9 protein-coding genes are annotated in these 11,784 nt (G+C 41.7%); 2 read left to right on the top strand and 7 right to left on the bottom strand.

Annotation, left to right across the window (positions count from 1 at the left end):
• Positions 1-2: 2 nt before the first annotated feature.
• The 3 genes from DACSA_RS16975 to DACSA_RS16965 form a co-directional block, all read right to left on the bottom strand.
• A complete protein-coding gene (locus DACSA_RS16975; RefSeq protein ID WP_041235561.1) occupies positions 3-257 on the bottom strand; it encodes a DUF5678 domain-containing protein in 255 nt (84 codons plus the stop codon).
• A gap of 79 nt (positions 258-336) precedes the next feature.
• Positions 337-597: a DUF3368 domain-containing protein gene (locus DACSA_RS16970; RefSeq protein WP_015230922.1), complete on the bottom strand. Its 261-nt coding sequence runs from the start codon at positions 595-597 to the stop codon at positions 337-339.
• On the bottom strand, positions 594-908 hold the full coding sequence (locus DACSA_RS16965; RefSeq protein WP_015230921.1) for a UPF0175 family protein: 315 nt from the start codon (positions 906-908) through the stop codon (positions 594-596). Before DACSA_RS16965 ends, DACSA_RS16970 begins: the two co-directional genes overlap by 4 nt.
• Before the next feature lie 76 nt (positions 909-984).
• Here DACSA_RS16965 and DACSA_RS16960 point away from each other — a divergent pair, with 76 nt between their 5' ends.
• A complete protein-coding gene (locus tag DACSA_RS16960; RefSeq protein ID WP_015230920.1) occupies positions 985-1,323 on the top strand; it encodes a nucleotidyltransferase family protein in 339 nt (112 codons plus the stop codon).
• A 22-nt stretch (positions 1,324-1,345) separates the two neighbouring features.
• Here DACSA_RS16960 and DACSA_RS16955 read toward each other — a convergent pair whose 3' ends face one another.
• Positions 1,346-2,236 carry an Abi family protein gene (locus tag DACSA_RS16955; RefSeq protein WP_015230919.1) on the bottom strand — a complete coding sequence of 297 codons (891 nt, stop codon included), beginning with the start codon at positions 2,234-2,236 and terminating at the stop codon, positions 1,346-1,348.
• 273 nt (positions 2,237-2,509) lie between these two features.
• Positions 2,510-5,764 (bottom strand): Eco57I restriction-modification methylase domain-containing protein, encoded by a 3,255-nt coding sequence (locus DACSA_RS16950; protein ID WP_015230918.1) that lies wholly within the window; start codon positions 5,762-5,764, stop codon positions 2,510-2,512.
• A gap of 534 nt (positions 5,765-6,298) precedes the next feature.
• Here DACSA_RS16950 and DACSA_RS16945 point away from each other — a divergent pair.
• Positions 6,299-6,982 (top strand): M15 family metallopeptidase, encoded by a 684-nt coding sequence (locus DACSA_RS16945; RefSeq protein WP_015230917.1) that lies wholly within the window; start codon positions 6,299-6,301, stop codon positions 6,980-6,982.
• Positions 6,983-7,073: 91 nt separating this feature from the next.
• On the opposite strand, the gene DACSA_RS16940 is transcribed toward DACSA_RS16945, so the two are convergent.
• Positions 7,074-7,433 carry a transposase gene (locus DACSA_RS16940; protein ID WP_051017349.1) on the bottom strand — a complete coding sequence of 120 codons (360 nt, stop codon included), beginning with the start codon at positions 7,431-7,433 and terminating at the stop codon, positions 7,074-7,076.
• 38 nt (positions 7,434-7,471) lie between these two features.
• The gene (locus tag DACSA_RS16935) at positions 7,472-11,461 is read right to left on the bottom strand and encodes a magnesium chelatase subunit H (protein ID WP_015230916.1); all 3,990 of its coding nucleotides are present in this window, start codon (positions 11,459-11,461) and stop codon (positions 7,472-7,474) included.
• Positions 11,462-11,784: the final 323 nt, after the last annotated feature.

Below are 11,784 nucleotides of genomic sequence, written 5' to 3'. Positions count from 1 at the left end.
GTTTAAATGAGTAATTCTTGGATTTCGTCGGGATAGGGAACACGAACGGCTAAAGGCATCCAATCCCGATTTTGATTCTGAAATGGGGCATAAACTTCTTTATAAGTGTCTCCAACGGCAACAATTTTCCCATCTAAAACGGCAACAATTTTCCCAGGATACGTTTCAATAAGTTGGTCTAGGTTTTGCGCCAGCCATTGGTCATGCTGTTGTAGAATTTTTGCACCTTTTTCGATTTCTTCTTGAGGATTAGTCATATTCTTGTACTCTCCTTATCGCGTCCATAACTTCTTTTTCCTGATATCGTTTCGCATCAAAACCATTCTTACCTGCTAATTACATATCCTCTTCTGCTAAGATAAGGGCTTGCAAATACAAACGTCTTCCAATTCTTGTTCCGTTTTCTATCATTTTATCTAGAATGGTTTGGACATTTTCAATTAATCCCCTTTTTTTCGCTAAAACCAAAATTCCAACTGTCCCAATGATCGGTAACTGTCGTGTTTTAGCAACTCGTCGGGCTGCTTTTTCATCAATTAGCAAATAGCCCACTTTGACTAATTCACTGATTGGTGTTGTGTCAGAAACAAAAATCATTGAGAATCCTGATCTAAAATGAGGTTAGCTTGTTCTATTTCTTGCTTTAAATCTTCCAATTCTAAGGAATCATCAAATAAAGAAATTCCCCATTCCCCCATTCTTTGAATGACTTTAACACGGGGAATCCCTAATAAAGTGGCTGCTTTCCCGCTACTAATCTCTCCCGCTTCTAGTAATGTCATAATGTATGCTTCTTTGGCTTTAGCAGTTGCTTTTTTCTGTACTGACTCAGGGATATTATAAACAGATAGTGTAAACTGAATCTGTAGAGATTCTGTTTGATTTTGATTGGGAAAATAAGTTGTCATCTTCAGTAACCAGTTATCAGTTATCAGTTACCAGTTTACAACGACATCATGGAATATTAGAGATAAGGGTGTGATTATGACTTCATTAACAACAGACCTACAATTAATTTTAACTCAGAGGCTGAATGTTTCTTACAGCGACATTGAAGATGTTTGTCAACGGTGGAAAATTGAAGAAATGGCTTTATTTGGTTCAGTTTTACGGGACGATTTTAATGAAGATAGTGATGTTGATGTTTTAGTGGTTTTTCAAGAGAAACCTGGTTGGAGTTTATTTGATTTAATGGATTTACAAGACGAATTACAAAAAAGATTTAATCGTCCTGTTGATATTGTGCAAAAAAAAGAATTAAATAATCCCTATCGTCGCCAAGAAATTCTCAAAATACACCAGTTAGTTTATGAACAAAAATAATCAAGATATTGCTTCTTTAAAATTACACTGTCCAAATAGGATATTTTTTATAATTAGAAGGAAACCCCATTTTGCTCAAATTATTCGGAGATGAATCCAGTAAAGTAATAAGTCTTTTTTCCCAAGAGGATGCGGGACTTACTATACCCAAAAACCAAGCTAATATCACCAGAGTATTATAAAGACGACGAGGTTGTGATGAATTAAAATTATTGACTAATCTTTTGGGTTTCTTGGGAAGTTTTAAAGTAATCGTAAATTTGCGGTTCCACAACCGACTGTGGTGAGCACATATATTTCGTACACTGGTCAAGTGGTGCATAATACTTTCCAAAACTTTATTATCTATCTGATATTTAGCTGAAATTGCTTTGCGAGTTGTCATCGGACGTAGATTCTTAAACCACCGTGACAGCAAACCAAAAGACATGATTTCGCACACCGACCAAATGGGGGGTAAGCTAGGAGTGGTATATTTATTTTGATAATGTTGAATAAATAATTCGTCTGATTGAGAAATTTCTCTTTTTAGGCTTTCTAAATTATTATTCCAATATTTGTATTCACGAGCTAGACTTGCCTCTAAATAACTATGAGTACCATGATTATGAGCCATAAAATAAGCAAATTGTGTCCGAAAAGAGACTTCAATGCGTTCAATAGCATCTAAAACCAGCAGTCTTAACTCTCGGTCAAAATCATATAAATTGATAACTTGGTCAAAATTAGTACCACTCTTGAACTGATGAGTTTGATGGTTGCTCTCAAATGGTATCCAATACCCAGCTAGACGATAGTAATTGATGTGACTCAAATAGTGTCGCGCTTGTTCTAGATCATCAATTTGCATTCCTCGTGACTGCAATAGCTGAATTTGCTCATCAATGGTCTTTGGAGGTTTATTGAAGCGCATTCACACCACGATATCAATAAAATTAAGTAACCTGCCGTTTTGAGCTTGAATCAGAGGCTTGGCAGGTTTTGTTACCCCTATTTTAAACTATTCCTATCTAAAGTCCAAGGTTGCTTTCAAGTCTTTTGGCTGCACCTTGTAGGTGACCAGTGACCAGCGACCAGTGATCAGTGACCAGTAACCAGTTTACAAGCCATATAAACCAGCGACAATTTCATCAATTTCTTGTTCCCATTTCTCACAGTGATCAGTGATCAGTGACCAGTAACCAGTTTACAAGCCATATAAACCAGCGACAATTTCATCAATTTCTTGTTCCCATTTCTCACAGTTGACTCCTTTCGCATCAATACACTTTTGGGCTAATTTACTAATCGCGCTTTTTTGTTCTTCTGTTGCTGGGGGAATCGGGATTTGTTCAACATATTGGCGGAAGAATCGTAAACTATTTCCCATAATTTCTTGACTGATTACAGCGAAAAATTTGTAAACTATAGAAGTATTAAGCACTGATAAAAGGTATAAATCACATTCAGGGATGATAAAAGTGGTATTATTCGTAAAATGCCCTTTTGTATCAAAAGCGAACCTTGATGATTTCGCCATATCTGGATATATAATTTTAGGCTTTTCAAATAAATCGTAGTAACTACAAGCTCGTAATTCCCACCAATATTTTCCTTTGTCACTACGTTTTTCTAAATTGTGTTTCCATTGATATAAGTGTTCATAAATCGCAGAATAATCTTCTATTTTTATGCCAACTTTACTTACAATTAGCCATCTATTTTTATCTCGAATATGCCATTTACGAATATCATCACCAATAGCAAGCGGTTTGATAATCTCAGCACTTTTTGAATCTTTAGAAATTAATTCTTCTCGCTTTTCTCCATCAATAAAAAAAGCCTTATTGCAACCTGTTAGAATACCTCGATAAATTTTACCTTGAATATAGTCTCCTAAAGGTGTTCCTACTTCTTGCATCTTTTTAATTTGTTTAGCTGTTTTAGCATCTGTCAACAACCAATTTGATCTGTTAATTGCACTGCTGGGTAATAGTTCACCACTTTGTTTGATAATTTCTGAAACATCAGGATAAGGAGACTCCAAACATTGAACTTTAGTAAAAGTGGTTGATTGTTCTTTTGTTTCTTCCTTTTGTGCAATAAAAATCATTACCAAAACAGCAGCATTTTCAAAAACAGGTAAATCCCCAAAATCAGTAATACTCGAAACTTGACAAGTTTCTGCTATATGTTCCCTTAATTTCTCTCCATAGTTCGCCCGAAACCATTTATTAGAAGAGATAAACGCCAACATTCCCCCTTTTCGTAACAATTGCAAACTTCGCGCATAAAAGAAACAATATAAATCAGATGTTCCTGTATAAACTTCAGGAAAAACTTTTCTCAAATTTGGTTTAATTTCCTTAATCAATTCTTGACGCACATAAGGAGGGTTGGCGACTTGAATATCAAACCCTCCCTCGGCGATAACTTCTGCAAATTCAACCGCCCAATCAAACCCAGAAGGAGACGTTCCTGTTACTGAGTTTGTCGAAGTATGGAACGTCTCTACACCATGACCATGTGTTAATAATGAAATTTGTTCTCGACATTGATTAATTTCTGCTTCTAATTCCTGCTTTTCTCCCCCTTTATGCGCCCGTAAATACTTCGCTTTTGCCTTTTGATATTGTTTAATTAATTCATCTCGAAACGCCGCGCTTCCTTGAGGGTTTGGCGCAAGTAAACTGTCTCCCGTTTCAATTTTAAATTTGAGATTCGGTAACGGTGGCGGATCATCTCCTTCATATTCCACCGCCAGAGATAACCATAATCTTAATCGTGCAATATTGACGGCAAATTGATCAATATCTACGCCATAAACATTATTCTCGATAATCTCTAATTTCCGTTGATAAGTGGTTTTCGGATCAACTTTTCGCACATTAAACAGACAATTTCTTAACTCCAATAGTTCCTGTAACATTCCCAATAAATAAGCGCCACTTCCACAAGCAGGATCACACACTTTCACTCGTTTTAGGGCGGCTAAAACGGCTTCAGGATCACGTAAGTTTTCGGGGTGGCGTTCATCCACAAATTCTGCAATAACGGTTTCCGATTCATTTTCTAATTGACTGTTGAGATAGCCTTTTAACGCTTCCCGACACATAAAGGAAACGATCGGTTTCGGTGTATAATAACTCCCAGATTCATGGCGACCAGTTACTAATTCCTCAAAGACTTTTCCCAACATTTCGGGGTCAACGGCGACTTCTACATCAAGGGGAGTGCTTTCGGTAACGGTGAAGTTAAACCGCGAAAATAAGTCTTCTAAAATCTTCTCAATGGCTTCATCGGGAACAATAATTTTTTCGTTTTTGTCGGTTTCATCTTGTTCAAATAATCCTCCGTTGAGATAGGGAACTGTTCCAATAATGTCTCCCCAATATCCGCCGTTATTAATTCCTGTAATGTCGTTTTGTTGCGGGTTATTGAGTCCATAAAAGAACAAGGGTTTGAGATGATCTTGATAAAAGTTACTTTTTGCCCCCAAACCCCCAATGCTGGGGGCTTCTGTTGGTTTTGCCCCCAAACCCCCAATGCTGGGGGCTTCTGTTGGTTTTGCCCCCAAACCCCCAATGCTGGGGGCTTCTGTTGGCTTTGCCCCCAAACCCCCAATGCTGGGGGCTTCTGTTGGCTTTGCCCCCAAACCCCCAATGCTGGGGGCTTCTGTTGGCTTTGCCCCCAAACCCCCAATGCTGGGGGCTTCTGTTGGTGATTTTTTAGGGTTGTTATAGTGTTTCCAGAGTGTGTTGAGATAGTCGGTGTTTCCTTGAAAGGTTAACCAGCCTTTCTTCTGAATAAATGCGATGAACATCAGACGGTTAAATAGTTTTTGGGTGAAGATGCGGCGCTGTTCTTGATCTGTTAAGGTGGGTTCAATGAGGGTTTCTACTTGTTCAAAAACTTCTCGATAGGCTTTAAAGAATTTTTGCGTGACTTGTTCGACATCAAAGGCTTCATCGTGGCGAGTTTGGATGGCTAAGGGAGACTCGGAACCAATATCTTCTACATCTAGCAAGCTGAGGCGTTCGACCGCCGTTCGCAGTTGTTCCCCTTGACTGACTCTCAAACGACGGAAAACTTCTCTTTTCTCCTGTTTGGGGTCATATTTGACGTTAACAAAATGCCAGGCGGTTTGTTGGCTGTCAGAGAAAATAAACAGGGCGTAGGGTTGTTCTGTCAGCAGTTGATTGATGATAAGACGTTGTTCAGTTTGTCGCAGTTGGTCTGAGTTGAGGCGACAATAGATGATGTGGAAGTCTTCTCCCGCAGTGGCGAGTAACAGTGGGTCTGCTGCGAGGAGGGAAGCGGTGGTTTCACTCCAGTTGCGAGTGGAAAGGGGAAGGTTAGCGCGATCATAGTTCAGTTCGGCAAATAATTCTCTGAGGGAAGATAAATTATTGAGGTTGCGTAGAAGTTCTTGGATGGTGGGTTGGAGTTGCGGTTCACTCATGATCACAAGGGAAAATTTTTCCTTATCTTATCCCATTGTCTATTGGCGACACCACCCCACCGACTTCTAAGCCCCCCTTTTTAAGGCAGGGCTGTTTCATTCTCGGTGTTAAAATCGAAAGCGATCGCCTGAACCCCTTCTGGTACGTTCGATCGAACGCTTTTTCTTACTTTTTGACTTATTCATAAGAAAAAAGCCGTAAAACCCCTGTTATTCCTAACATCTGGAACAAGCAAAAAATAGAATGAAACAGCCCTGCCCTTTTTAAGGGGGGTTGGGGGGATGAAATGTTGGGTTTCTTCTAAGCCCCCCTTTTTAAGGGGGGTTGGGGGGATGAAATGTTGGGTTTCGCTACTCTTCACCCAACCTACAACTACAACTACTGATTAAGGAATGTTGGGTTTCGCGTGGAGACCTTCCATGGAACGTCTCTACCCCAACCTACGACTAAAAAAAAGTTGATTAAAGAGAGCTTAAATCATTTAAAATTTAACCTCGATTCGATCGAAGAGAAAGTAGTAGCGCGAAAACTAGATGAAACCCTATCAAATGATTTCGATTCAAGATTGTGGAGAAGGTTTAGTTCCCATTCCCACTGAGATGTTCGCGTTTGAAACTCCTCATCCTTACCAAAAACTTGGCGCTCCTTATGGGGAGGTTTCTCCTTATCTGTTACGGGAGGGGGTTTTAGAGGCGTTAAAACGATCGCAAAAACAATTAGAATTGAGACGGCCTGGTTGGCGTTTAAAGATTTTTGATGCTTATCGCCCGATCGCTGTCCAACAGTTTATGGTGGATTATACGTTTCAAATCTTGAGAAAACGGTGGGTTAATGCTTCTAAAAGCGAAATCGAGCAACAAGTGGCGCAATTTTGGGCGCAACCAAGCAATAATCCTGATACTCCTCCCCCTCATAGCACTGGCGCGGCGATCGATTTAACTCTTGTCAATGAAAAACAAGAAACGCTTGATTTAGGTGGAGAGATTGATGAAATTTCTGCTCGATCGCATCCCAATTTTTATCAAAACGCAACGATCGCTTCGGAACAAGGGTATCATCAACGACGAGAATTGTTAAAAGAAGTTATGTTCAGTGCGAACTTTTGCCAACATCCTGAAGAATGGTGGCATTTTTCTTTAGGGGATCAAATGTGGGTCTGGTTAAACTCTCAAAAGTGTTTGTCGTCCCCTCTAATTGCTGATTATGGGAGGATTTAATTAAATTGGTAAGACTTGAGCGTGTTCGATCAGGTTCTGGCGATCGCTTTGATATTTTCTTTGTTATACTTAACGAAAATAACTAATCCTTTTACATCAAAAGACTTGGCAGATTCTTTCTATCTTGATGCCATTTTTTCGGATTATTAAAAATATAGTTTTGAATCCGTTCTAATGAATCATCCTGTCGAATAATGTTTTCATAAAACCGAGACTGCCATTGAAAGTTTTTATAACCGTTTTGACGACACCAACGGGTTACTGATGATTTATAGGAACGAATAATTACGCTGAGAGAATTCGGTTTTGGTGAAATATGGCTTGCAGAGACGTTTGATGGAATATCTCTATTTTTAGGTTCAGGAATGGGTTGATCAATAACCACAATCCCATGAACATGATTGGGCATAATCACATAAGTTTCCCCGCAAACGATGTAGAGACGTTCCATGGAACGTCTCTACATTATGGGATATTAATTACACCAGTTTATTCAATCCCTTCGATGCGGTCTTCTGCTTCTTGATACAATTCACGCAGACGATCGAGGTTTTCTTCGCTGGTTTCCCAGTAACCGCGTCCGTTGGCTTCCAACAGGGTTGTCACCATGCGACGGAAGGAATTCGGATTCAGGTTTAATAAACGTTCCTGCATTTCCTTGTCTTTGATGAAGGTATCGTTGGTGTCTTCATACACCCAGTTATCCACAGCGCCAGCAGTCGCACTCCAGCCCATTGTATTCACTAAACGCTTAGATAACTCGCGCACGCCTTCATAACCGTGACTCAGCATTCCCTCATACCATTTCGGGTTTAACATCTTCGTCCGCGCATCAAGACGCACGGTTTCCGATAAACTCCGCACTTGGGCGTTTGCTGTAGTGGTATCCGCAATGTAAGCGGCGGGTTGTTTGCCATCTTCCCGAAGACTACTCACAACTTTAGTGGGATCAGAGTCAAAATAGTGGGAAACGTCACTGAGACTGATTTCAGAAGAATCTAAGTTTTGATAAGTGACATCGGCGGTTTTTAATGCCGATTCAAAGATTTTCCGATTTTCACTCATAATCCCTGGGTTATCCGCATCGAAAGCAAAGGACTTCCGATTGAGATACATATCTCGTAACTCAGATTCGTCTTCCCAAGAACTGTTTTCCACGGCGAGGTTAACGTTAGACGCATAAGAACCGGACGCATTAGAGAAAATCCGCGTCGCTGCTTGACGGAGGTTAATGCCGTTTTCTTTTGCTTGTTCCATGGCGTGTTTACGAACAAAATTCATCTCTAAGGGTTCGTCTGCTTCGGCTGCCATTTTCACCCCTTGGTCTAACAGCGCCATTTGGTTAATAAACAGGTCACGGAAAACCCCAGAACAGTTAACAACCACATCAATGCGAGGACGACCCAGTTCCTCTAAGGACATCAATTCTAATTTGTTGATGCGTCCGAGAGAGTCGGGAACAGGCTTCACACCGATTAAGCAAAGGATTTGTGCGAGAGATTCCCCATAAGTCTTAATGTTATCCGTTCCCCAAAGTACAGAGGCGATCGTTTCGGGAAGTTGTCCCCCATTTTCGGCGCGGTGACGATCTAAGAGTCGATCGATCACGACTTTTGCTGATTTGACGGCGGCAGCTGTGGGAATGGACTGCGGATCAAGGGCATGAATATTTTTTCCTGTGGGTAAAACATTGGGATTCCGAATCGGATCGCCACCGGGTCCAGGTAAGATATATTCTCCTTCTAAACCGCGTAAGAGTCCACCGAGTTCGTTATCAGCGATAACTTGTTCTAAGCAAAACTCCAGATATTCAAACAGGGGTTTCATTTTTTCGCGATCGACCTTCGTATAACCGAGGTCATGGAGGGCTTTCAGCCAGGGTTCTTTTTTCCCCATGTTAAAGAAGTTCAATTTGGAGACTTGAGAAACCCGTCCGTTGGCATCAGCTTGGGCGTGAACTAAGGCGGCGACTGCGTCTTGGACGGCAGCGGTGATGTCTTGTAACAGTTGCACATCACTTAAAACCCCTTTGTCATTATTGCGGTAAATTTCCTCAATGTCTCGTCCGAGACTTTCGGCGATGCTACGGGGAAGACCTTGGATGTCCTCTTCTTCGCGATCGAGTGACGCAATATTCACTAACGTTGCGATCGCTTCTTCTGCAGTCGGTGGCTGTCCAATGACGTGCAACCCACAAGGAAGCAAACGAGAGGAAATTTCCATTAACTGTTTATAAAGCAAACCGACGAGAGTATCCCGTTCTTCTGGGGTCATTTCTCCCGCATCTTGGTCGGGAATGTGAACATCTTTATCCAGATTCACAATCCGCGCTTGATCCATGATTGTATTCACAATTTGCACAGCGCGACCGTTATCTTTAAGACTCTGATAAGACCCAATCAAGTCTTGTAATTCCTGTAAGCCTTTATAAAGCCCTGCATTTTCCGCAGGAGGGGTGAGATAAGAAATGGTTTCGGCGTAGCTGCGACGTTTGGCAATGGTCGCCTCACTGGGATTATTGGCGGCGTAGTAGTACAGGTTAGGAATGCTACCAATGAGACTGTCGGGATAGCAATCTCCAGACATTCCCATTTGTTTGCCTGGCATAAACTCCAGAGAACCATGTGTTCCGAAATGTAACACTGCATCGGCACCCCAGACTTTTTCTAAGTAGGTGTAGTAGGCAGCAAAACCATGATGGGGAGAAGCAGAACGAGAGAAGAGGAGACGCATCGGATCACCTTCGTAACCAAAGGTGGGTTGAACGCCGATGAAGACATTTCCGAATTGTTTTCCGTAGATGAGGAGGTTTTCGCCGTCGCTGTTCAGTTCTCCGGGTGGGGGACCCCAGTTTTCGTGGAGATTTTCGGAGTAGGGGGTGAGTCGTTCGTATTCGGGAACGGACATCCGATAGGCGATATTTAATTCTGGGCTGGCATATTGCGCTTGTGCGTCGTGTAACACCAGTTCCATCAGTTCTTTTGAGGATTCGGGTAAGTCTCCCACGTCGTAGCCGTTGTTACGGAGTCCCTGTAAAACCTGGTAAATGCTGCCAAACACATCGAGATAAGCGGCAGTTCCCACGTTTCCTTTATCGGGAGGGAAGCTAAAGACGGTAATGGCGACTTTTTTATCGAGTTTCGGTTTACGGCGCAATTTTGCCCATTTCATCGCCCGTTGGGCAATGGTTTCGACTCGATCTTGGAGGGCGATCGCGCGACCTGTTGCGCCATCTCGTCCTGAAAGGATGATCGGTTCAATACCACCGTCGAGTTCTGGAATTGCAATCTGTAGTGCGACCTGTACGGGATGCAATCCTAACTCACTTTCTTCCCATTCTTCTGTTGTCTGGAAAACAAGGGGTAACGCTACCATATAGGGGCGATTAATGCGTTTGAGGGATTCAATGGCTTTCGGATGGTCTTGACGCGCGGGGCCGCCTACTAAGGCAAATCCGGTTAAAGAAACCACAGCATCCACAATCGGTAACGCTTCTACGCCTTGGGCTGCTGTATCCCAGAAATACTCATCTACGGGTTTGGAGAAGTCTAAACCACCAGCAAAAATTGGAATCACTCTCGCGCCCATGGCTTCTAATTCTGAAACCACAGCCACATAGTGGGCATCATCACCTGTGATTAAGTGCGTCCGTTGTAAAACTAAACCAATACAGGGATTTAAGGGGTCTTTCAAGTCGTCTGAGATATCACTGCGATTGTTATACCAACTGAGGTATTCTTTAACATCCTCAAACATTTTTGGGGCGAGAGGATGCCAAATTCCCATATCAGGATAGACAACCGGTTCACCGTAGTTAACTTCTTGTTGGTGTTCTTGTTGTAAAACATATTTATCCGTCAGCATCAGCAAGAAGTTCTCTAAGTTGTCCTGAGAACCGCCTAGCCAATACTGGAACGATAACATGAAGTTACGAGCATCTTGGGCTTTATCTAAAGGAAGGTATTTTAAAACTTTTGGTAAGGTTTGCAGGAGTTTTAACATCCCGTCTTGGAAGGATGCGCCTTGTTTCTCCTTGCGTTTTCTCATAAATTGCGCGATCGCGCTTTTGCTTTGCCCTAATTGCGCCATGGAGAAACTTCCCAACTTGTTGAGACGCATCACTTGGGGCATAGAAGGGAAGACGATCGCCGCATCTAAATTGTCGCGGTGCGGTTGTACCGCTTCTACGACTTTATCTGCTAAATCTTCAATGAAAATTAATGAACCAATAAACAGGTTGGCTTCGGCTACATCGTGCTTAAATGCCTCGTAATTCTCAGGATCACGGAGTTCTTCAATTAAGTAACCGCTAATCTCGATCGCAACATTGGGATTATTGGCGTTGATCGATCGAACCGATGCTGAGAGAGCGCTCTGATATTGAGGCTCAAGCACGACATAGACCACCTTAACAAGAGACCGATCCCCGATCGAGTCTGGTGAAATGTGGCGAATGGTGGACTTGACGTTAGTGAACATTCACAGTTTCTCCTTCGATAAGCAATAACTTCTTTCGATGGGAAGGCAAAAAATGGATTGCCACCAATTGCCTCGCCCTTTATGTTTTGTATCAAAAAAATGCTTCCCAGAGTACGAATTTACGATGATTCGACATAATTTGACAAAAAACGACCTTGATTTCGTAACATTTATTTACAAAATCAAAAGTATTTACTGCAAAAACTATAAACTTATGTAACGGATTAAGTTTTCTTGATCGCAAAGACAGGAAGCATCATCGTTGATTAGGATCAAACTTGGTTCGATCGAAAAAACTTTGTCAAAGTAGGGGAAGATAGTAA

Origin of the sequence: Dactylococcopsis salina PCC 8305 (assembly GCF_000317615.1) — a bacterium.
GTDB classification, from domain to species: Bacteria; Cyanobacteriota; Cyanobacteriia; order Cyanobacteriales; family Rubidibacteraceae; genus Halothece; species Halothece salina.
This window is presented reverse-complemented; position numbering and strand designations above follow the sequence as displayed.

Excerpts from the sequence above, each read along its gene's own strand:
- DACSA_RS16975 (WP_041235561.1), bottom strand. The coding sequence starts at position 257 with ATGACTAATCCTCAAGAAGAAATCGAAAAAGGTGCAAAAATTCTACAA.
- DACSA_RS16970 (WP_015230922.1), bottom strand. The coding sequence starts at position 597 with ATGATTTTTGTTTCTGACACAACACCAATCAGTGAATTAGTCAAAGTG.
- DACSA_RS16965 (WP_015230921.1), bottom strand. The coding sequence starts at position 908 with ATGACAACTTATTTTCCCAATCAAAATCAAACAGAATCTCTACAGATT.
- DACSA_RS16960 (WP_015230920.1), top strand. The coding sequence starts at position 985 with ATGACTTCATTAACAACAGACCTACAATTAATTTTAACTCAGAGGCTG.
- DACSA_RS16955 (WP_015230919.1), bottom strand. The coding sequence starts at position 2,236 with ATGCGCTTCAATAAACCTCCAAAGACCATTGATGAGCAAATTCAGCTA.
- DACSA_RS16950 (WP_015230918.1), bottom strand. The coding sequence starts at position 5,764 with ATGAGTGAACCGCAACTCCAACCCACCATCCAAGAACTTCTACGCAAC.
- DACSA_RS16945 (WP_015230917.1), top strand. The coding sequence starts at position 6,299 with ATGAAACCCTATCAAATGATTTCGATTCAAGATTGTGGAGAAGGTTTA.
- DACSA_RS16940 (WP_051017349.1), bottom strand. The coding sequence starts at position 7,433 with ATGGAACGTCTCTACATCGTTTGCGGGGAAACTTATGTGATTATGCCC.
- DACSA_RS16935 (WP_015230916.1), bottom strand. The coding sequence starts at position 11,461 with ATGTTCACTAACGTCAAGTCCACCATTCGCCACATTTCACCAGACTCG.